Origin of the sequence: Clostridium malenominatum (assembly GCF_039521365.1) — a bacterium.
GTDB classification, from domain to species: Bacteria; Bacillota; Clostridia; order Clostridiales; family Clostridiaceae; genus Clostridium_AW; species Clostridium_AW malenominatum.
Genome location: NZ_BAAACF010000001.1, coordinates 430,333 through 451,808, shown reverse-complemented (window position 1 = coordinate 451,808; position 21,476 = coordinate 430,333). Strand labels below are relative to the sequence as shown.

At 28.9% G+C, this 21,476-nt stretch carries 27 protein-coding genes; 9 read left to right on the top strand and 18 right to left on the bottom strand.

The features are described 5' to 3' along the window. Window positions 1-19: 19 nt before the first annotated feature. Genes ABDZ69_RS02345 through ABDZ69_RS02335 form a run of 3 tightly spaced genes read right to left on the bottom strand, consistent with a single transcriptional unit; the run spans window position 20 to window position 3,080 of the window. Window positions 20-1,180: a transglutaminase-like domain-containing protein gene (locus ABDZ69_RS02345; RefSeq protein ID WP_343766082.1), complete on the bottom strand. Its 1,161-nt coding sequence runs from the start codon at window positions 1,178-1,180 to the stop codon at window positions 20-22. 9 nt (window positions 1,181-1,189) lie between these two features. Beyond that, complete coding sequence (gene recX / locus ABDZ69_RS02340) at window positions 1,190-1,843, bottom strand: recombination regulator RecX (RefSeq protein ID WP_343766080.1); 654 nt, start codon at window positions 1,841-1,843, stop codon at window positions 1,190-1,192. A 4-nt stretch (window positions 1,844-1,847) separates the two neighbouring features. Beyond that, the gene (locus ABDZ69_RS02335) at window positions 1,848-3,080 is read right to left on the bottom strand and encodes a M16 family metallopeptidase (RefSeq protein WP_343766077.1); all 1,233 of its coding nucleotides are present in this window, start codon (window positions 3,078-3,080) and stop codon (window positions 1,848-1,850) included. Window positions 3,081-3,264: 184 nt separating this feature from the next. On the opposite strand from ABDZ69_RS02335, the gene ABDZ69_RS02330 reads away from it, so the two are divergent. Beyond that, window positions 3,265-3,762, top strand: coding sequence for a QueT transporter family protein (locus tag ABDZ69_RS02330; RefSeq protein WP_343766074.1), 498 nt, complete (start codon window positions 3,265-3,267; stop codon window positions 3,760-3,762). A gap of 10 nt (window positions 3,763-3,772) precedes the next feature. Here the strand turns inward: ABDZ69_RS02330 and ABDZ69_RS02325 are convergent, their stop codons facing one another. Then, window positions 3,773-5,359, bottom strand: coding sequence for a glycoside hydrolase family 57 protein (locus ABDZ69_RS02325; protein ID WP_343766072.1), 1,587 nt, complete (start codon window positions 5,357-5,359; stop codon window positions 3,773-3,775). A 14-nt stretch (window positions 5,360-5,373) separates the two neighbouring features. Further along, window positions 5,374-5,703 carry a DUF4912 domain-containing protein gene (locus ABDZ69_RS02320; RefSeq protein WP_343766069.1) on the bottom strand — a complete coding sequence of 110 codons (330 nt, stop codon included), beginning with the start codon at window positions 5,701-5,703 and terminating at the stop codon, window positions 5,374-5,376. Between the two features lie 127 nt (window positions 5,704-5,830). On the opposite strand from ABDZ69_RS02320, the gene ABDZ69_RS02315 reads away from it, so the two are divergent. From ABDZ69_RS02315 to safA, 3 genes are all read left to right on the top strand, one after another. Next, window positions 5,831-6,406, top strand: a complete 576-nt coding sequence (locus tag ABDZ69_RS02315) for a flavin reductase family protein (RefSeq protein WP_343766066.1) — start codon at window positions 5,831-5,833, stop codon at window positions 6,404-6,406. Between the two features lie 53 nt (window positions 6,407-6,459). Then, the gene (locus ABDZ69_RS02310) at window positions 6,460-6,594 is read left to right on the top strand and encodes a hypothetical protein (protein WP_343766063.1); all 135 of its coding nucleotides are present in this window, start codon (window positions 6,460-6,462) and stop codon (window positions 6,592-6,594) included. Window positions 6,595-6,717: 123 nt separating this feature from the next. Then, entirely contained in the window at window positions 6,718-7,329 is a 612-nt protein-coding gene (gene safA / locus ABDZ69_RS02305; protein ID WP_343766060.1) for a SafA/ExsA family spore coat assembly protein, read from the top strand. A 41-nt stretch (window positions 7,330-7,370) separates the two neighbouring features. Here the strand turns inward: safA and ABDZ69_RS02300 are convergent, their stop codons facing one another. The 5 genes from ABDZ69_RS02300 to thrC form a co-directional block, all read right to left on the bottom strand. Further along, window positions 7,371-7,865 (bottom strand): metallophosphoesterase family protein, encoded by a 495-nt coding sequence (locus tag ABDZ69_RS02300; protein WP_343766058.1) that lies wholly within the window; start codon window positions 7,863-7,865, stop codon window positions 7,371-7,373. 81 nt (window positions 7,866-7,946) lie between these two features. Further along, window positions 7,947-9,242 (bottom strand): homoserine dehydrogenase, encoded by a 1,296-nt coding sequence (locus tag ABDZ69_RS02295; RefSeq protein ID WP_343766056.1) that lies wholly within the window; start codon window positions 9,240-9,242, stop codon window positions 7,947-7,949. Window positions 9,243-9,262: 20 nt separating this feature from the next. Continuing rightward, a complete protein-coding gene (locus tag ABDZ69_RS02290) occupies window positions 9,263-10,579 on the bottom strand; it encodes an aspartate kinase (protein ID WP_343766053.1) in 1,317 nt (438 codons plus the stop codon). A 25-nt stretch (window positions 10,580-10,604) separates the two neighbouring features. Next, window positions 10,605-11,465: a homoserine kinase gene (gene thrB, locus ABDZ69_RS02285; protein ID WP_343766051.1), complete on the bottom strand. Its 861-nt coding sequence runs from the start codon at window positions 11,463-11,465 to the stop codon at window positions 10,605-10,607. Between the two features lie 9 nt (window positions 11,466-11,474). After that, complete coding sequence (thrC, locus tag ABDZ69_RS02280) at window positions 11,475-12,944, bottom strand: threonine synthase (RefSeq protein WP_343769560.1); 1,470 nt, start codon at window positions 12,942-12,944, stop codon at window positions 11,475-11,477. Window positions 12,945-13,097: 153 nt separating this feature from the next. Between thrC and ABDZ69_RS02275 the strand changes: the two genes are divergently transcribed. Then, window positions 13,098-13,511, top strand: coding sequence for a bacteriohemerythrin (locus tag ABDZ69_RS02275; RefSeq protein WP_343766049.1), 414 nt, complete (start codon window positions 13,098-13,100; stop codon window positions 13,509-13,511). A 26-nt stretch (window positions 13,512-13,537) separates the two neighbouring features. Here ABDZ69_RS02275 and ABDZ69_RS02270 read toward each other — a convergent pair whose 3' ends face one another. From ABDZ69_RS02270 to ABDZ69_RS02255, 4 genes are all read right to left on the bottom strand, one after another. Next, entirely contained in the window at window positions 13,538-13,684 is a 147-nt protein-coding gene (locus ABDZ69_RS02270) for a small, acid-soluble spore protein, alpha/beta type (RefSeq protein ID WP_343766047.1), read from the bottom strand. A 47-nt stretch (window positions 13,685-13,731) separates the two neighbouring features. After that, window positions 13,732-14,709, bottom strand: a complete 978-nt coding sequence (locus ABDZ69_RS02265; RefSeq protein WP_343766045.1) for a tocopherol cyclase family protein — start codon at window positions 14,707-14,709, stop codon at window positions 13,732-13,734. Between the two features lie 85 nt (window positions 14,710-14,794). Beyond that, the gene (locus ABDZ69_RS02260; protein ID WP_343766042.1) at window positions 14,795-15,199 is read right to left on the bottom strand and encodes an HNH endonuclease; all 405 of its coding nucleotides are present in this window, start codon (window positions 15,197-15,199) and stop codon (window positions 14,795-14,797) included. A 91-nt stretch (window positions 15,200-15,290) separates the two neighbouring features. Further along, window positions 15,291-16,208, bottom strand: coding sequence for a metal ABC transporter substrate-binding protein (locus ABDZ69_RS02255; protein ID WP_343766039.1), 918 nt, complete (start codon window positions 16,206-16,208; stop codon window positions 15,291-15,293). A 161-nt stretch (window positions 16,209-16,369) separates the two neighbouring features. On the opposite strand from ABDZ69_RS02255, the gene ABDZ69_RS02250 reads away from it, so the two are divergent. The 3 genes from ABDZ69_RS02250 to perR all read left to right on the top strand — a co-directional run bounded on the left by ABDZ69_RS02250 (window position 16,370) and on the right by perR (window position 18,349). Beyond that, window positions 16,370-17,026: a metal ABC transporter ATP-binding protein gene (locus tag ABDZ69_RS02250; RefSeq protein WP_343766037.1), complete on the top strand. Its 657-nt coding sequence runs from the start codon at window positions 16,370-16,372 to the stop codon at window positions 17,024-17,026. 10 nt (window positions 17,027-17,036) lie between these two features. Beyond that, entirely contained in the window at window positions 17,037-17,822 is a 786-nt protein-coding gene (locus ABDZ69_RS02245; RefSeq protein WP_343766034.1) for a metal ABC transporter permease, read from the top strand. A gap of 104 nt (window positions 17,823-17,926) precedes the next feature. Continuing rightward, on the top strand, window positions 17,927-18,349 hold the full coding sequence (perR, locus tag ABDZ69_RS02240; RefSeq protein WP_343766032.1) for a transcriptional regulator PerR: 423 nt from the start codon (window positions 17,927-17,929) through the stop codon (window positions 18,347-18,349). Window positions 18,350-18,359: 10 nt separating this feature from the next. On the opposite strand, the gene ABDZ69_RS02235 is transcribed toward perR, so the two are convergent. Further along, on the bottom strand, window positions 18,360-19,622 hold the full coding sequence (locus tag ABDZ69_RS02235; protein ID WP_343766029.1) for an ABC transporter substrate-binding protein: 1,263 nt from the start codon (window positions 19,620-19,622) through the stop codon (window positions 18,360-18,362). Between the two features lie 315 nt (window positions 19,623-19,937). Between ABDZ69_RS02235 and ABDZ69_RS02230 the strand changes: the two genes are divergently transcribed. Further along, the gene (locus ABDZ69_RS02230) at window positions 19,938-20,288 is read left to right on the top strand and encodes a bactofilin family protein (protein WP_343766027.1); all 351 of its coding nucleotides are present in this window, start codon (window positions 19,938-19,940) and stop codon (window positions 20,286-20,288) included. A 34-nt stretch (window positions 20,289-20,322) separates the two neighbouring features. Here ABDZ69_RS02230 and ABDZ69_RS02225 read toward each other — a convergent pair whose 3' ends face one another. From ABDZ69_RS02225 to ABDZ69_RS02215, 3 genes are all read right to left on the bottom strand, one after another. Then, entirely contained in the window at window positions 20,323-20,646 is a 324-nt protein-coding gene (locus ABDZ69_RS02225) for a hypothetical protein (protein ID WP_343766024.1), read from the bottom strand. Between the two features lie 66 nt (window positions 20,647-20,712). Further along, window positions 20,713-20,904, bottom strand: coding sequence for a hypothetical protein (locus ABDZ69_RS02220; protein WP_343766021.1), 192 nt, complete (start codon window positions 20,902-20,904; stop codon window positions 20,713-20,715). 42 nt (window positions 20,905-20,946) lie between these two features. Next, window positions 20,947-21,348 (bottom strand): hypothetical protein, encoded by a 402-nt coding sequence (locus ABDZ69_RS02215; RefSeq protein WP_343766018.1) that lies wholly within the window; start codon window positions 21,346-21,348, stop codon window positions 20,947-20,949. Window positions 21,349-21,476 lie beyond the last annotated feature (128 nt).

Below are 21,476 nucleotides of genomic sequence, written 5' to 3'. Positions count from 1 at the left end.
TTTATTCTCTCAAGCTTTTTCATTGCCATTCTCCAGCTATTTTCTCTTCTTTATGATCTGTATCAAATCTTTTATTATCAAAATAGTTTCCACCCTTATAGAAAGTAGAATCTACATTTATCCATACATCCTCTTCAGGTATATATACTTGATTCCATGCATGATTTACCCAGCTCACACCATTAAATCCTTCTCCAGTTATAAGCCTAACCTTTATACCATTTGCTCTGCACATTGCCACGAACAGGCAGGCATAATCAAAACATATCCCCTTCTTTGTATCAAAAGCATATATAGCTCCAGATTTAATATTGAACTCATTGTTTAATACTTTATCTGCTTTATCATAATCATAAACTATATTACTTCCTACCCAGTTATATATAATTTTTGCTTTACTTTTAGTACTCTCTTCTTTAGATACTAATCTTTTAGCAAATTCATTTATTCTATCATTTGATTTAATACCTTCGTTTAATGTAACTCCATTATAATAAACTATGGTATTCTTTTCAGAAACGTCCTTTGAACCTTCTTTAATTACTATTCTAAAAGAGTTATTTATCACAGTAGGTAACTTACTTGCTAGCTTTGATTTAGTAACTGGTATAACCACCTTGTAACATAAATAATTATAGGTTTTTGAATCACTTAAATACTGATTAAATAACCCGTTTTTATAAAACATAGAAGATAAGTTTAATACTAAGGTTACAAATAATAAATAAGCTATCGCCCTTGGAAGTTGAAATAAAGCCCCAGCTATACTTTTAAAAAAATTATTTTTTCTTTTTAAATAGTCTTCTAGATTATCTAACATTGGATAAAAAGTTATACTATGGAATAGATGAAAAACTAAAAAAGTAATTTTATATATTATGAACATCAAAATAGGAATTAAAATTAAATAAATTACAAAGGGCTTATCCTCTATATAATTAACAATTCCTGATGGTATTAAATTATATAGAATTTTATAAACCCCATCATCATGGTTAAAAAATATTCTTCTTCCATAATATATTCCTAAAAAAAGAGCCACAATAAAAGAAAGGGTTTTACTCAATTCTTCAAGGTCTATTTTTAGATCCTTAGAAGAAAATTTAAATAGCAATCCTTTTACTATTGGATATAAAAATATTATAGTTAACAAAGCTGTAATAGGATTAATATTTGGCATTTAACCACCTCAATCATAAGAATCCATCTTTAATATCTTATTTACAACTCCCTTTATATTTTCCCAATCATATCCTTTTCTAAATAAAAATTCACTTAATTTTTTATATATTTTTCTCTTATCATCTTCACCTTTAACTATTTGATTATATTTACTTTCAGCTACTTTTAAAAGCGCATCATCTCCCACAGAAGAGTCTATTTCCTCAAGCTTTTCCATGATTATTTCTTCCTTTATTCCTCTACTTAAAAGAGAAAATTTTATTTTATTTGTTCCCTCTTTAGTCATTTTCTCCTTTATATACAATTCAGCATATCTTTCATCATCCACAAAATCGTATTCTTCAAGAAAATCTATAACTCTGTTTATAGTGTTTACATCATACCCCTTATCTAATAGTTTATCATATATTTGCTTTTGAGTTTTGTAACTTTTTCCCAAAAACTTCAAACTATCGCTCTTACCCTTAATATAGTTATCTTCTTCTATTACTTCCTCCAAAATTTGTAAATCTATATCTTTGCCTTCTTTAAAATGATATCTATAAACTATTTCCATACTACAAGCAAAAGCGAATTCCTCATCTAAATATATATTCACTCTGTTTTTATTTCTTTTTCCTATTTCAATTTTAGTAATTACCCCAAAATATCTACTCCTCATCTATTTATTTAGTCTTTTTTAATATGTGAATAGTAGCATCTTTTAATACATTTCTACTTATTTCATATATATCTTCTCTTTTAATGTTATCTAATTCCTTCATATCCTCAATAAATTCATAAATATTATCTCCATCTATCATTTGATGAATAACATAATTGCTTAAATCTGTAGAATCCTCTAAAGTAAATACAACAGCAGTTTTTAAAACCTTTTTCATCAATTCAATGGTATTGTCATCAAAAACTATATTTTCATTAATTATATCCCTAATACAATTATTTATAACCTCTATACTCTCTTCTATCTTTTCTTCTTCAACGGAAGTATATATATATAAGGTTTTTACATAACTTGTAGTATCTAAACTAGTATATATATCGTAAGCAAGCCCCTTCTCTTCTCTTAATTTTCTAAAAAGAATTGAATTACTGCTATCACCTAACTTATGATTCAACACTCTTAGAGCAAGTTCTCCTCTTTTGTCTATGCCGTGAAAGGTATAAAGATAAATAATGGTGCTTTGCTCTATATCATTTTTATAAGAAATAAAAGTTTCTTCTATATTTTTTTCTGTGGCAATAATAGTTGTAGGAAGCTTCCCTTCCTTCCAATCTCCAAAATATTTCTCTATCATATCAAAAACTTCTGAATGCTCATAAGGCGAGACTATAGATATAAAACAATTATTAGGTATGTAATGAAGCTTATAAAAGTTTAATAGTTCATTTTTACTAAAGGCTTTTACATGTTTTTCTGTACCTAATATGTCATATTTAAGAGGGCTTTTTTTAAAAGCTAACTCATTAATTCTACTAAAGCTGTAGTCTTCTATATCATCCTTACTTGTCCTAATTTCTGCAAGTATTACTCCTCTTTCCTTTTCAATTTCTTCCTCTGGAAATATTGAATTTTTAATCATATCACTTAATATTTCTATTGTACTATTAAATTCATCCTTTAACGCAGTAATACTATATACAGTACAGTTATTGTCTGTATAAGCATTATATTCTCCCCCTAAAGCCTCTAAATCACTGTTTAATTTTTCATTATCTCTTTTCGTAGTACCCTTAAACATCATGTGCTCAACAAAGTGTGATATACCCTTTTCGGATTTCTTTTCATAAAGAGATCCTACTTTTAATCCAACATGTATAGAAAAGATTTGGGTATCTTTCTTTGTAGTTATAAGCTCTATCCCGTTGGACAATTTATATTTATTTGAATCAAACATTAAATAATCTCCTTTAAATTAAAATACTCTACATAAATAATTATAGTTTATATTGTATTAAAATAAAATAACTATTTGACTAAAGTCTTTTCATGTATTAAAATATACGAGTATTCTTAAAAGGAATATGGACAGTTCGTAACCATCCTGTCCCTAAATAAAACTATGGAGGAGGAAATTTAATATGAAAAAAAATACCAAAAGCTTGGTTATTAGCTCGATTATTGCTGCAATTTATGCAGTGGTTACTATGTACTTAACTTATCCTATGAGCTATCAAGCTTCTCAATTTAGGGTAGCAGAAGCTTTAACAATTTTACCCTTTTTCTCATCATCTGCTATATACGGTCTTTTTATAGGTTGTCTTATAGCAAATTTATTAAGTCCAGTGGGACCTCTAGATATCATTTTTGGTTCTCTGGCAACACTACTAGCTGCTATATTAACCTACTATATAGGTAAGAGCGATTTGAAGTACAAAAAATACTTGGCTCCTCTACCTCCAGTATTAATAAACATGGTAGTAGTTGGATTACTGTTGAATTATACATTAAAATGGCCATTATTTTTAACTATGTTACAAGTAGGTCTCGGCCAATTATTATGCTGTTACGGCTTAGGACTTCCCCTTCTTATGGCTATGGAAAAAAATGCTGAAATAAAAAAAATATCCTCATTTTGAGGATATTTTTCTATTTATTACTTCTATATATTCTAAAGTCTATATCTGGAAATATGTTATCCATCTTTTCAATATCTTCTAAATAACTTTCATCTATATTTTCCTTTGTTATTGCGTTATATAATTCATTAAATCTATTGATATGTGTATTTACCCTTTCTGAAGCATACTCTGCGGTAGTATTGTTTTTTATTATAAATGGCCAATCTGAAGATTCGGCTAGCATCAACTCTCTAGCAGCTTGATTTAAAGCTCTTTCTTCTAATTCAGTAGGATCACTATATGTATTGGCTAAATTTATCATTTTTCTAGCAGCAAAATGCAAATGTCTGTACATCCAATCATTAGAAGGATTTATCCATACTGAATAATCTCCATTTTCTCCCCAAGTTGAAGGATTAGGCTTGCACACCTCCGCTTCAGTATAATTTTCTAGATAATATGAAGGAGTAACTAATTTATAATTAACATTTTCTCTATAAGAATCCTTAATAAAATTATAAATAAAATCAGGACCTTCAAACCACCAATGACCAAATAGTTCTGTATCATATGGACAAAGTATTATAGGAGGTTTATTCATATTTTTTGATATTTCTTCAATTTGGCATCTTCTAGAATTTAAAAAATGCATACTATGATTTTTCACCTTTTCCATAGCTCTTTCCCTATTATAATATTCTTTGTGGTCTGATTTATTTGTTATTCTATAGTATTTTATTCCCGTATCTATCCTTATACCAGATTTGTCAATATATGGTTCTATATAATCCAAAGGCAATTCATATCCTATGTCTCTGTAAAACTCTCTATAATCCCAATCCCCAGGATATCCTATAAAGCTACTCCAAACCTGCTTAGAAGACTCCTCATCCCTTCCAAAAGCATAAACACCACCTTCAGTACGAATAGGAGCATTTGTGCCATAAATAGGCTTTGGTGTTGCCATAGTTACTCCTTTGCCTTCCATTATAAAATATTTTAATCCTAGCTCTTTTAAAATATTATCTAAACTATAATTATAGGCGCATTCAGGTAACCATATTCCTTTTGGGTCATGTCCAAGACTTTTGCTATAATGATTAAATCCTTGATAAAGTTGTGCTTTTACAGTTTCAATATTTACATCTAACAGTGGAAGCAATCCATGAGTTGCTGAAGATGTAATTATTTCTAAAACACCTAGATTATCAAATCTTTTAAAAGCATTCATTATATTATAGTCATAACTTTTATATGTAAAATATAAGCTTTTAAGTCTTTCATGGTAAAAGTAAGCTACTTTATTTAATTCCTTATCATCTCTTGTTCTTATTATTTCTTTTTCTGATAACTCAATTGATAGTTTTAAGTAATTTTTATATCTTTTATTTAAATATGGATCTAGTAACATAGACATTAAGGTTGGAGTAATTGACATTGTTATCATAAAATCAATATTTTCTTCTACTAATTTTTCATAACCTTGGATCATAGGAAGATAACACTCACTAATACCTTCAAAAAGCCATCTTTCCTCTAAAGAATCCTCCTTTTCAGGGTGCCTTACATAAGGCATATGACTGTGTAAAAGCATAGCCACATAACCTTTATTCATAAATATTCCTCCAATCAATTTGTATTTGGGGTATTTACTATATTAGATTTTGCAACCTTGAATTCATAACCATTAGATAAAATTAAAATTAACTCTACCACAATTCTAATTCCCCCTGCTTCCATATCTATATACCAGTTATCTGCAAAAGGGTCTATATGTATAGTTTTTACTTCTGTCATAGTATCTGCATTATACACTTTTATTTTTCTTTTGTAATTTCTTGTGTTTTCTTCACCATATTCTATTTTCAGTTTCTCTACATACTGCGGTGAAATATTAAAATAACAAAACACCTTATAACCACTTTGTACCATAAGCGTTATATAATTGCTATTATACATAAGAAAATCACCCCCATTATTTTAATGGTTTATACTGTTTAATTTCTCCTCTCATTTAAAAATTCCTTTATTTAATATATAATACTATTTGTAATTCATATTAAAATATTAAAAAGGATTGATAAATATGACTAAAGTATCATTTAAAGGTAGCGCTATGCTAAATCCAGTTCCAGTTGTATTAGTAACTTCAAGTAATAAAGAAGGTAAAAATAACGTGTTTACTGTTGGTTGGGTAGGAACTGCTTGTACTCGTCCTCCTATGATTACCATATCTATAAGACCTGAGCGATTATCTTATGAATACATTAAAGAAACAAAGGAATTCGTAGTAAATTTACCTCCTAAATCTTTAGTAAAAGAGGTAGATTTTTGTGGAGTGCGCTCTGGTAAAAATATAGATAAAATAAAACATTTAAACCTAACCTTAGAAGATTCGGAAAAAGTAAAAGTTCCTGGGATAAAAGAATGCCCTGTGGCGCTGGAATGTAAATTGAAAGAAATAATACCTTTAGGCTCCCACGATTTATTTTTAGCAGAGGTTTTATCCGTTAGAGTAGATGAGGATTTGATTGATGAGAAAGGTAAAATACATTTTCAAAATGGAGACTTAATGTGCTATTCCCATGGAGAATATTTTCCAATTCCTCAAAAACCTATTGGTAAATTTGGGTTTTCAGTACAAAAAAGAAAGAAAAAATAATTTGCTTCTTTATAAACTCCATTTCTCATAAAATAAACTAGGGAGGGATGGAGATGTCTAAGTTTAAAAAACTTTTATTTATTTTACTCTTTATACTATTAATTGAAATTATATTAATATACGTAGGATATAAGAATTCTAACAAACATATTAATACAATTTATATATGTGAAATGATGAACTTGTAATATCTTTTAGAACCCTCTCAAGTTTCAAAAAATTGCAAAGCAAAATTTGCTTTGCAATTTTACAACATTTGCTTGACATAAAAAATCGTTAATATTTCACACTAATATAAGAGGTGATAATTAATGATTAAAAAAATATTGACATCATTTTTATTTTCTGTAGCTTTATCCTCCACTGTTATTGCCGCTCCTTTGACTTACACAGTACAACCCGGAGATAGCATGTGGAAGATAGCTGTTAAGAACGAAGTAGGATTATCAGAGTTAATCTCCTTAAATCCTACCCTTAAAAATCCTAGTTTAATTTACCCCGGTCAAAAAATTCAAGTTCCTAACATGACCGATGTTAAAACTCAAGAAAAAGAAGTTATAAGATTAGTTAATATCGAAAGAAGTAAGGTTGGCTTAAGACCTCTTACTGCTCATTGGGAACTATCTAGAGTTGCTAGATATAAGTCTGCTGATATGGCAAATAAAAATTATTTTTCACACATCTCTCCTACTTATGGTTCTCCATTTTTTATGATGGAAAACTTCGGTATGAGATTTTCATCTGGTGGGGAAAATATTGCTAAAGGACAAAGAACTCCTCAAGAAGTAATGAATGGTTGGATGAACTCCCCTGGCCATAAAGCTAATATTCTAAGCGCTAATTTTACTCACATTGGAGTAGGCTTAGCTAGAGATAAAAATGGAGTGCCTTATTGGACTCAAATGTTCATGAAACCACTTTAAAATAAAGGGAACAGTATAAAATCTCTATACTGTTCTCTTTATTATTTTGAAAATAATACCATCTTAGCTTCAATATTTTTTTTACTTAATTCTAATACAATGTAGGAATACCATCTTTCTTTTAACTTTTTAGTTGGAGATCCTGGATTAATCATTAAAATCTTGTTTTTTGTTTCAATAATAGGTTTATGACTGTGGCCAAATATTATAATATCAACTTTACTATCCTTAAATTCATTATAAGCTCTATCCATAGTAGTTTTTTTATCCCCATGACCATGATACATGCCGATTTTATAACCCTCTATACTTATCATATCTTTTTCTCTTAAATATGCTTTTACGCCGCTACTGTCATTATTACCATATACCCCAGCAAATTTCTTTTTCTTCCTAATATTATCTATAACCTCTGGGGAGTTAAAATCTCCAACGTGAATAATCATATCTACATCGCTAAAATACTTATCAATTATTTTAAGAATATCTTCGCTACGCTTGGTAAAATGCGTATCTGAAATAACTCCTATTTTCAACAAACCACCCTCTACTAAAATAACTAGCACTATATCTTATGAGTTATTTCATAAATATGATATTAAAATATACACCTCTATTTATTCCATTCCTAAATTTTCTATTCTTATAATATTTTCAACCTTAACTACTACATTATTTCCCTCTAATTTTTCTATAGATTTTCTTATGTTTCCCTCCAAAGTGTTATGGGTCATAAATACTAGTGACACGCATTCTTCTCTTTTACCCTTTTGTATAACAGAAAGCATACTTACATTATTATGACCAAATACAGTACATACTTCTCCGAGAACTCCTGGCTTATCTTTAACAGTCATTCTAATATAATATTCACATTCTACTTTATTTATCTCTCTTAATTCATGAGGCTCTGTTCCATTTTCGAATTTAGAATAATATAGAGGATTATCTCTGTTTCTTAAGATAGAAATAATATCACTAACAACGGCACTTCCTGTTGGAAGATCCCCCGCTCCCCTTCCATATAGCATCAACTCTCCTACCGCATTACCCTTAACTAGAATCGCATTAAAAGAATCATTTACATTGGCTAATGGATGATTAATTGGAACCATAGTTGGATGAACTCTTAATTCTAACTCGCCCTCCACGTTTTTTGCAATGCCAAGTAATTTTATAACATATCCAAGCTCCCTAGCATACTCAATGTCTATTGGTTTAATCCCTCTTATACCTTCTCTATAAATCGAATTTACATTTACAACAGTATCAAAAGCTAGTGAAGATAATATACATATTTTGTACATAGGGTCGAAAGCATCTACATCAGAAGTAGGATCTGACTCAGCAAAACCCTTTTCTTGAGCTTCCTTTAAAGCATCTTCAAAGCTTAGGTTTTCTCTAGTCATTTTTGTCAAAATATAGTTTGTAGTTCCATTTATTATCCCAATAACTTCTTCAATTTTATTAGCGACCAAATTTTCATTTAATCCATTTATTATTGGAATACCTCCTCCTACACTACCTTCATAATAAAGCATTACTGCTTCCTCGTTAGAAGTTTTTAAAAGAGTACTTCCCTTTGTAGCTATAGCCATTTTATTAGCTGTAACTACATGTTTTTTTCTTTTCATACTTCTTATCATATAGTCTACAGATGGCTCTATGCCACCAATTACTTCAACTACAATATCTATTTCATCGTCTTCTAATATATCTTCAAATTTTGTGGTTAGAATTCCTTCGGGTACATTAACCCCTCTATACTTATTAATGTCTCTAACTAAAATTTTAGTTATATTTACATCATAACCCGACCTTTTTTTAAGTTCAGCTCTATTTTCTTCTACAATTGTCCAAACCCCTCTGCCTACATTTCCAAATCCTAAAAGACCAATATTTACTCTTTTCATTTTAATCCCCTCTTATACTTTTAATTAAATACATTATAAATTGATTTTATAGCTCTTTCAAAATCATTGTCCTCTACTCCAATAATTATATTTATTTCACTTGAACCTTGGCTAATCATTCTTACATTTATATTTTCTTTAGCTAAAGCCATAAATATTTTAGCAGATATACCAATTGTTCTAGACATCCCTCTTCCAACTACAGCAATCTGTGCCATATGTGGATGTACTTCTATAGAATCTGGACAACATTTTAACTCTATTTCCTTTAAAATTCTATCAAGCTTGCTATTTAATTGACTTTGTGCTATTACTAGAGATACAGTATCAACTCCTGATGGCATGTGCTCAAAGGATACATTATTATCTTCTAAAATAGAAAGAACCTTTCTACAATACCCCTGCTCTGCATTCATCATGTTTTTTTCTATAGTAATTACCGCAAAGTCTTTTTTTCCAGCTATACCAGTAATGGTTTTACTATAGCTTATAGGATCTAAATCATTTACAATTAATGTGCCTTTATCTTCAGGTCTATTAGTGTTTTTAATATTTATTGGTATACCAGCTTTTCTAACTGGGAAAATTGCATCTTCATGAAGAACCGTAGCCCCCATATAAGACAATTCTCTTAATTCTCTATAGCTTATTTCACTTATATTTTTAGGATCTTCCACTATTCTAGGGTCTGCCATTAAAAAACCTGAAACATCTGTCCAGTTTTCATATATATCCGCTCCTGCTCCTCTTGCAATAATTGCGCCTGTAACATCTGACCCTCCTCTAGAAAAAGTTTTTATCTCACCATTTGGCATAGCTCCATAAAAACCTGGTATGACTCCACGTTCTATTGTCTCTAATCTTTTGCTAACCTCCATTTGAGTCTTTTCTTCATTAAAAGCTCCATTTTCCTTAAAACAAATTATTTCTGCTGGATCAATAAATTCATAGTTCAAATATTTAGCTAAAATTAATCCATTCAAATACTCACCTCTACTGGCAGTATAATCTGCAGAAGCACCTTCTGAAATATTCTTTTTTATAATCTGTAAATGTGATTTTATATCTACATCTACATTTAACTCCCTTGCCAATTCTAAATATCTATCACTTATAATTTGAAATAAATAATCAAAGGAAATGTTCTGCTGTACATGGGCATGACATAAGTAAAGTAAATCTGTAATCTTTTGATCTTCTTTATTTCTTTTTCCTGGAGCTGAAGGAACAATAAATTTTCTATTTTTATTATCTTCTATAATGTTTTTCACCTTTTCAAATTGCTTACTATCTGCTAGTGAACTTCCGCCAAATTTTGCTACTATAATATCTCTCATATTCATTACCTCACTTTTATATCTTTTATAATATATTAACTCTAGTTCCTAAATTGTCTATATTCAGTTCTCTCACTTTCCAAAAATCCTCTAAAGTATTTAAATAATTCTCTATTTCTTCTAAGAAATGGTCATTTCCTTCTTCTATTAATGCCATTATTGTTGGTCCTGCACCGCTTAAAAATACTCCTAAGCTATTTAGCTCCTTACACTTACTTATTATTTTATCATAGTTTCTTATGAGCCTACTTCTATAAGGTTGATGTAATTTATCCTCACAACTAATCCTCAATTGCTCAAAGTTTCCATTTGCTAAAGCTCCCATAGTTAAAGCAACTCTACCTACATTGAAAATTGCATCTTTATAGGAAACTTCCTTAGGTAAAACCTTTCTGGCATCACTAGTGGATAATTTAAAGTCTGGTGTAAGGGAAATAAATTTTATACCTTTTCTTAATATGAGTTTTTCATAATACACCCTATCTTCATTCATTATAGCTGCAGTAAGCCCTCCCACTATAGCTGGTGTAACGTTATCTGGATGTCCTTCGATTTCTGTAGCAATTTTTATGATTTCATCTTGACTTAAAATATCTCCTAAAATTTTATTTGCCCCCATTATTCCAGCTACAATACAAGTGGCACTACTTCCCAGTCCTCTAGATTGAGGAATATTTCCCTCAATTTTAATATTAAGATATTTTTCTTTATAACCAAATTTGTTAAACACCTTTTGTGCACTTAAATTAACTAAGTTATCATCATTGTCCACAAATTCTTTGCTTTCCTCTATATAAAATTTATTGTAAAAATTAAATGCTACTCCTAAACAATCAAATCCTGGTCCTAAATTAGCACTAGTAGCAGGTACAATTACTTCTATCATAAACCTCACCTATACTCTTAAATATTTTTTTATACTCTCTCTCATTTCACTTTTGCTGCAAGATAACTTATGAACCACAGGAGAACTTTCTAAGATTTTTAAAGATATAGGAATCTCTACCCCTGTATAAGCAGATAGTTTTTCTATCAGTCTAAAATCTTCAATTTCTTCATCTATACCTAATCCTTTGCAAATATCTTTATTAAATTTAAAAGGACTTGCCGTACTTACTATTATGGTCTTTTTCTCATCTTTTGTGGTTTCACTATAATCTTTATAGGCTTTATATGCCACTGCAGTATGAGTATCCATTAGGTATAAGTTTTTTTCATACATTTTCTTTACAGCTTCATAGGTTTCCTTATCCGTTGCAAAACTAGAATAAAAGTCCTTTAGAGATGAAATCATGCTCTCAGAAAGAGTATATTCTCCTTTTCTTTTTAAGTCCTCCATCATGTTTTTCACTGTCTTTTCATCACTTATGTTGTATAAAAGCCTTTCTAAATTACTAGAAACTAATATATCCATAGAAGGAGAAACAGTCACTTTAAAATCTCTGTTTTTATTATAACTTCCATCATTAAAAAATTCCCAAAGTACATTATTTTCATTAGAAGCACATATCAACTTATTTATGGGAATTCCCATAGATTTAGCATAAAAACCTGCTAAAATATTTCCAAAGTTACCCGTTGGTACTGAAACATTAATTTCTTGTCCCTTAGAAATATAACCCTTTTTAATCATACTTATATATGAATAAACGTAATATATAATTTGAGGTATTAACCTTCCTATATTTATTGAGTTAGCTGAAGAAAGTATGTAGCCTTCTTCTTTTAATGATTCATTAAAGTTCTTATCTTCAAATATTTCCTTTACACCACTTTGCGCATCATCAAAATTCCCTTTGATACCAAAGACTAACGTATTTTCCTCCTTTTGCGTTACCATTTGAAGCTTTTGTATATGGCTAACTCCATTTTCAGGATAGAAAACTATTATTCTAAACCCTGGTATTCCTGCAAATCCTTCTAGAGCAGCCTTACCAGTATCTCCTGACGTTGCTGTCAATATTACTATTTCATCTTTGATATTAAGCTTTTTACAGGCTACCTTCATCAAATAAGGTAATATTGATAGCGCCATGTCTTTAAAAGCTAGAGTTCTTCCATGATATAATTCTAAATAATATTCATCTCCCTTTTTTACCAAAGGAGCAATTTCTTCTCTTTCAAATTTATCATTGTATGCGTTATTTACACAATAGGATATTTCTTCTTCTGAAAAATCTGTAAGATACTTCTTTAATATGTACATAGCTAGCTCTCTGTAGTCAAACTTTATTAATTCATCATAAGACAAATCAATCTTAGGAATTATAGTAGGAATATATAGTCCCCCATCAGAAGCTAGTCCATTAATAATAGCTTCGCTAGCTCTTACTTTTTCCTTGCCTCTTGTACTTTTATATAGAATTTCCATTATTATCACCTCAGAATAAATACTATAATTTATATATTATATTGTTCGTCTACGGTAGTCAAGTGTTTTTGCAAAGAAAGCATATTTGTTTTATTCAATAAATTATATTATAATAAAATAAAATAAAAACATTTTGGAGGGATTATTTTGTTTAACTGGAAGGATGAGTATAGTTGTAATGTTAGCGAAATTGACTTACAACATAAAAACCTATTCGAATTAGGTAACAAACTCTATACTATAGTATCTTTATCTCAGAAATATGACCGTTTTGATGAAATTGTCAAAACCTTAGAAGAGCTAAGAAACTATACAATTTATCACTTTGAATTCGAGGAAAACCTTTTAAAACTACACGGCTATGAAAATATAGAAGAACATAAAAAGCAACATGAAGCTTTTATAAAAAAAGTAACAAGTATAGATGAAGAATATATGGATTTAAATCAGAAAAAGGTTTCCATGGATTTACTTACTTTCATTTTAGATTGGATTGGAAATCATATATTAAAAACTGATATGGGGTATAAAGAGTTTTTAAATAATAAAGGTATTTATTAGGACAGGCCCCTTTAGGGGCCTAAACTTTATTTTTCATTCTTACCTAATTTTTTAGATTCATTTGAAACACCAATTTCATTTGCAGTCTCTACTCTCATTTTTGTTAATTCTTTTTTAGTTTTTTGCCCTGCTTTTTTATTATTTTTACTATTTTTATTATTTTTGTGTGACATAGAAGTCTCCTCCTTAAATTGTTTTACAAATATAATGTAACCATTATTTAATTTTTTATGAGTTCTTCTACTCTTCCACCATATTCTATTCCTGCACATATTCCCATATCTTCATAAATAGTAGAACCAGTTCTATTGCATATTAATTTTATAAATACCTTTCCCTTTAAAGTTTCTTTAGCTAAAGGTATCATTTTATCTTCCCTCGGGGCATTACAAATAACATAGTCCTCTTTATTTGTTTCAGTAATTATGTGTAAAGTATACTTTTTGTTCCTACATTCCATTATAAAATCCCCATTTTTCCACCAAGTTCTTAAATTGCTTCCATTAATTGTAGTAAACTTATGAAAAGTGTCCTCAATTAGAACTCCTATTAAAAATCCATCAAAACTTCCTAGTAAAAAAGGTACTTGACCTATGGAACAGGTAAGAGAAGTATTATTGCTAAAGTTATTACATTGGACCCATATCCAAGCATACGGAAAATCCCTTCCCCAATTTTTTTCAATATATCCTTTTCCACCTGTAAAGTTTATCTTTCTATCATTAATGTTTAAATATCCTTGAAGATTCATGTCTATGGAAGAAACTTGGCTATAACATTGCATAAACTGAATGTAATTATAAAAACCCATGCTTCCAGGATTTAATTTACTATCTGGCCATTTGACTAGGTCTTTAAATAAAATTTTTCCCTCTACATTAATATTTTCATTATTTATATCTAGTTGAATTCCTTTGGCTGAAAAAATATTTTTTTCTATGTTAATTAAAAATTTATTATTGCTCCATTTAAAACTTTCTTTAGAATATTTATTGTAATAATATAGAACTTCCTCTCCGCAAAGGACTTGAATAAATGCATGGGAATAGTTGTCATCTTTGCTATAAAATATTCCTGGTATGAACACATAAGAATTTTTTTCTTCTTTATCTACTAATTTAAAATACCATCCTTCAAAATAACTTTTTCTTCTAGATTTTTTATGAAATAGGTCAGGGTTTAGTATTTGTTTAATCAAAACTTTTCCTCCATTCTAATTATATATATAATTAGTTTTCCCTAATTTCAAATAGTAAAACAAAAAAGATGCCCCATAAGGCATCTTATCCAACAAATAGCGGTATAAATTCATCATTATAATCCGCTAACATATTTAATTCGTATAACTCATTTCCCATAAGTTTAAATATTATATCTTCTTTTTTATATCCTTCTTTATAAACTTTAGAATGCTTCATTATTTTTTTAGTCTTATTTTTATTAATATGGAGTATATATGAAATTTCTTCTAAATTATAAAAATCTTTTAATAATATTTCACATAAATTTTCTTGCATCTCTAGCTTGTATTGTAAGTCTATCTTCCAATTCTTATGAGGACCATTCTCCCCTCTATGATGCTCAGAACATAAATATTTGTAGTTTAAATCGAAGTCTATTCCTCCCTGGCATCTATTAACTATATGATGTATTTCGGCTTTTTTGCCGCATACTTCACATCTAGCCAACAAATTCCCTCCTTCTAATTAATATTTTATCCCATGATTATCAACTTTATATCATAAGTATACTACTTTTAGAAGGAATTTTAAAATGCAATTATTTCAAATTTTCATAGACTATTTCTAAATTCTCTCTCATAGACTCTATATAATTTTTGTCGCCTTTGCTTTCTAAAGTATGAATTACTTTAACCTCTGCACCTACTTCCTTTGCTAAGGTTTCCGATACTTTTGTGCTTATATTTTCTTCTACAAAGATAGCTCTTATATTATTTTTCTTACAATAATCTATTAACTCAGCCATTTTTTTAGGAGTAGGTTCCCCTTCAGCAAAGACCCCTTCTACACTGTTCTGCTTTAGTCCGAAATCTCTACAAAAATAACCGAAAGCGGCGTGACTAGTAACAAAACTTTTATTTTTTAAAGAGTCAAATTTCTCCCTATATTCACTTAATAAAGCATCCGCATCCTTTTTAAACTTTTGGAAATTTTCTTCATAATATTCTTTATTTGCGCTATCTGCTTTGATTAATGCATCTTTTATATTGTTAGCTTGAACTAAAGCAGTAGTTACTCCTAACCAAGTATGAGGATCATATTGACCGTGATTGTGGTCATCCTCATCCTCATGGTGCTCACTTTCTACAACCATTATAGGTTCAGCTCCCTTTGATGCTTCAACCACTATAGTTTTTCCATCCATGGTATCTAATATTTTATCTACCCAGTTTTCCATGTCAAACCCATTATATATAAATATATTAGAATTTTTAATATTAGCTAGGTCTTTTGCTTTTAACTCAAAATCATGAGCTTCTGTTCCATCTGGAATAATTGTACTTATATTAATTTTTTCTCCACCTATGTATTCAGCTAATTCCCTTAATGGATTGAATGTAACTACTACATTTATTTTTGAACTATCATTCTTTTCTGTAGATACCTTTTTACTCTCACATCCCATTAACGAAAACAAAAAAATTATGATAAATCCTGTTAAAATTCTTTTCTTCATACTTTCCTCCCGAAATGTTTATATTGCAAATCATTTGCATTTGTTACATATACATATTATTATTAATTATTTCCAAAGTCAAGTATATAATACAATTATATTGCAAATAATTTGCATATAGGTATATAATGTTAATGTTAGAACTATTTTTGGAGGGTATTATGATACATATTGATAACATTTCATTTTCCTATAATGGAATAAAACCTTATATGTTAAATAACTTAAATTTTAAAATAACCGAAGGCTCATATACATCTATAGTAGGTGAAAATGGTAGTTATAAAAGCACTTTATTAAAGCTAATTTTGGGACTTTTAAAGCCTAATGAAGGTAGCATAAAAGTTACTAGTAATAATATTGGTTACGTTCCTCAAAGAGGCAACTATAATTCTGAATTTCCTATCACTGTTTACGAGATAATGAAATGTCACGCTGCTAATTTGAAAATTAAAGATAAAAAAATAGTTTATCAATGTTTAGAACAACTAGGAATAACTCAATTAAAAAACTCTTTAATTGGAAACTTATCTGGAGGACAACAACAAAAGGTTTTTATTGCTAGAGCATTAATTGGTCAACCTGATTTATTAATATTAGATGAACCTTCCACTGGAGTAGATTTAAAAAGTCAAAATGAAATATATGGCTTTCTTAAACATATTAATAGAGTTCATTCTGTTACAATAATTTCTGTAGAGCACAATTTGAAACCAGTTATAGAAAATTCTACAGAAATTCTTGAAATGTGTAAAGGAGACGTTACTTTACATAATGTTCAAGACTATTTGTCAAAAAATCATATAATATTAGATTAAGGAGAATTTCATGCTACAATACTCTTTTATACAAAATGCTATTATTGCTACATTACTTATTTCAATTATATGTCCTTCCGTTGGAACTTTTTTAGTTTTAAAAAGATATTCCACCATGGGCGATGCCTTATCTCATGCTTCTTTTGCTGGGGTAGCCATAGGTTTAATAGTTAATTTTAATCCTATATTATCCGCTTTCATATTTACTTCTATTTGTGCTTTGCTAATTGAATTATTGAGAAATTACTATAAAAAATATGAAGAAATAATTCTTGTTATAATAATGACTTTAAGCGTTGGAGTTGCTATAACTTTAATAAGTTCTGGCAAAACTAAAGGTAATGTAAATTCATTTTTATACGGAAGCATATTAACTGTTTCTAAATTAGATCTTTTAACTATGTTTATATTAAGCTTAATTTCTTTATTTCTATTATACTATTTATATAATAAATTACTTTATATAACCTTTGATGAAGAGGGTGCCAAAGTTATAGGAATAAATGTAAAATTTATAAATTACATATTTTCTCTCTTAGTTGGTGCTACCATTTCACTGTCAATAAGAATAATGGGAATACTAGTTATTTCATCAATAATTGCAATTCCTGTTGCTACTGCATTACAACTTAGGAAAGGTTTTAAGCAAACTTTTTTTCTTTCAATATTATTCGGATTTGTTGATATACTCTCGGGTTTAATGCTATCTTTTTATATTGACTGCGCTCCCGGTGGAACTATTGCTATAATATCTGTTCTTATACTACTTATAACAATTATTTTAAAGAAAAAATAATTGTATATATAATTCTATGCGATAATAATTTTTACATGAAAATAATTGACTTCGAATAATAGTTATTATATAATAATATAAATATTATTTGAAGGATGGTGTCTATGGATAATATAACTTCCATATTTAAAGATAAAAAATTAAAATTAACTCCTCAGCGCATAGCAGTATACAAATACTTAAAGTCTACAAAAGAGCACCCTTCTGCTGAAGTTATTTATAAAGCTTTGCAAGAAGAATATCCTACCATGAGTTTAGCTACAGTGTATAAAGCATTAAAAACTCTAGTGGAAGTTAATCTCATACAAGAAATTAATGTAGGAGAAGGTAATTTTAGATATGACGGATATACTAATTCACACTCCCATATTCAATGCCTTCAATGCGGAAAAGTAGATGATATAGAAGATATATGTTTTCAAGACTTAAATAAAAAAGTTTCTTCATATACAGACTATGAAGTTTTAAATAATCAAATATATTTTTATGGAATTTGTAAAGAGTGTAAAAAAAATAGTGGTAATTAACCACTATTTTTTATTTGCATGCTTCATTTAATATAGTCTCCCACTCTTTTCCTGTATATTTTCCTGAAAGAATTTCTTCTATCTTTGAATATATTCCTATATAAAACTTAGATGGTAAATTATACGATAATAATATACCATTTTCATTATTATCCTCCAAGTGCTTTCTCATCAACGCTCCGATACCAGTAAGCTCTTTGTTCGCCTCTATATTAGCTGTTACATGACCTTTGTCTAATAATTTCTTTTGAGTTTTATCACTATATATAAACTTTATAAACTCCCCCACCTCTTCACCACTACTACCATTTATGGGTATGCATAATAAAGAATTAACTATAACAGGTACGCTTCCTTTATAGGAGATTATAGAATCATAGTCCTCTATTATACCTATATTGCTTTTATTTAACTCTCCATAATAATAAGATGTGGATATTATCAATGGAATATCTCCATTTAAAAATCTTTTAATAGAGGTTTCATTTCCTATTTTAAAAGTATTTTTATTTAAAACTCCCTTTTTATAGAGAGAATTTATATCATCAAATAAAGTTTGAACCTCTTTTCTTTCCTTATAAATTTCTTTTGAACAATTATATATACTATCCATATTATACATATTAGTTTTATCTCTGATTACAAGAGATATAGCTGCGGTATAAACATCTAAGTCATCAGTCAAAATTACTGGTACTTCAATAGATAACTCATTCAATCTTTTTAAAAGACTGTCTAAATCTTTTATATTTGTAGGGGTAGAAAGCTTATATTTTTCTAGAGATTCCTTATTGTAAAATATCTCTATTGTATACGGATTTAATGCAATTCCATAATATTTATCATTATATCTTCCATAAGATTTTACTACGTTGTAATACTTATCATTAATTTTATTTTTTTCATAATAATTGCCTAAATCATTTAAATATCCTTTTTTTTGTAATTCTATCATCTTATTTCTAGAAGTTATAATTATATCACCTATCTTCTGCTTTCCAACATCCTCTACGTTATTTAAACTTATAGAATTATTTATTGTTACATTAATTTTAGGTTTTTCTTTCTTAAACTCTTCAATTAATAACTTCATAGTATCAAGACTATGCTTATCTTTAATATCAATAAATACATCTAACTTCTTCTCAGCACTCTCCTCCTTGTCTTTATTATTCTTGCAACCAAAGACAGTTATACTTGTTATTAATATTAAAAATATACATAAGATTTTTCTATAATTAAGAATTCCTAGCTTGTTATTTATATTACTCACCCCCAAAATATATTTACTTTATTTTGTGCAATTTATTAAAAATATATAAATCTTTTTATATATTTTTAAATATATCTTATATTTTCCAAAAAACAAATGGGACCTTTACGGTCCCAAGGGGGATGGGGGGTTCTAGCAATAAACAAAATTATTTAACTCTATTTATTGCCATGGAGATTTTATCTCCACTTTCATTTATTATAATAACCATTTCTAAATATTATATACATATTTTTTTATTAATTTTATTTTTTTAGTAATATTTTTCATAAAGTTTCAATATAAATATTTAAGAATACTAAAGGAGGTTATCTTATGTTTATGTCTTCAGATAAGGAGAAAAACACTAGTAAAATAGAAACTTTAATAGGAGAAGGCTGCAGCATAATCGGTTGCTTAAAAGGGGAAAATCTATTGAAAATTAATGGTTACCTAGAAGGTAATATAATTTGGCAAGACGATATTATTCTTGGAAGTTCCGCTCAGTGCATGGGCGATATTATCTGTAAAAACGCATACATAAGTGGTAAGGTTCAAGGTAATGTAACTTGTGATGGGATTTTAACTATAGAAAATACTGGACAAATTTATGGAGACATCTCCATAAAAAATATAGTAATTAAAGAAGGCGGCTCTCTAGAAGGCAAATGCTCCATAACAAAATAATAGAAAGACTAATATGTCTTTCTATTAAACAGCCTTATTTCTTCAACATTCTTCCAATTGAATATAATTGTATGATTTTTTCAATTATTGCTCCTCTCTCAGCATTTACCATTGGCTTTATTGCATATAGGAGTTGCAGGGTTTCGTCTTTTTCAACATTATTTAGATTTATGTTATTATTATTTATTCCGCTATTATTCATATTTCCTAGATTACCTAAGTTACCTAAGTTAAAATTTGAAAGTAAGCTTGATATTTGATCTTCATCTATATTATTTAATAAATCCATTATATTATTGTTATTATTATCGCTATTATTATTTTCTTCCCTTTTTCGTCTATGTTTCTTTTTACTCATCTTCCCCCTCCTCTACCATATAATATTTATTATATGGAGGGCATAAAATGCCCCCCACTAAATTTCTTAGCAACCACAACATAAATCGATATTTCCACAACAAGCTAAGAAGTATAGAGCTATGATAAACAATATGCTATTGTCTATGCATTGTCCATGTTCTCCGCCATGATGAGGTCTGTTGCAGCTAAACTGTAGAACTATTAATATTAATATTAACAGACCGCTTCCTGAGCCTTTTCTTCTTCCTCTTGACATGCTAAACCCCCCTTTCTTTTGGGCTATGGTTTTATTTGTTATCTATTCTTCAACCTCTGTTCTTAAACTGTCAGCATCTAAATTTAAAACACTATTAGTTGGTAAAAATCTGTGTCTATTGCAAGAGCAGAATATTAATGCAACTATTGCGATTAGGAAGATAAAATTATCATCACAGAATCCTGATCCTAATCCAAACCCGTTACCGCACCCACATTGAGATTTACATCTACATCTAGATCTTCTACGACGTCTATGGTGCCTTCTTCTGCAACAGCAATCATCAAAACCTTGTTCATCATTGCAGCAACAACATAGTATTATTAATAATATTATCCATATAATCCAATTGCCTCCGAAAAAACCAACTGGACTTGCTGGCATCTTTAGAGCTGAGTTCTCATCACCGGCTAGTAATCCATTTAATATGCTGTTGAAATCCACTATACTTCCTCCTTTCAGAAGATTCTTTGTATTTCTTTTGTTTATATTATATACTATTCCTATTCTTCCATTTTGACACATAAAAAAAGATAAAAATAAATGAAATAATTTCATTTATTTTTATCTTT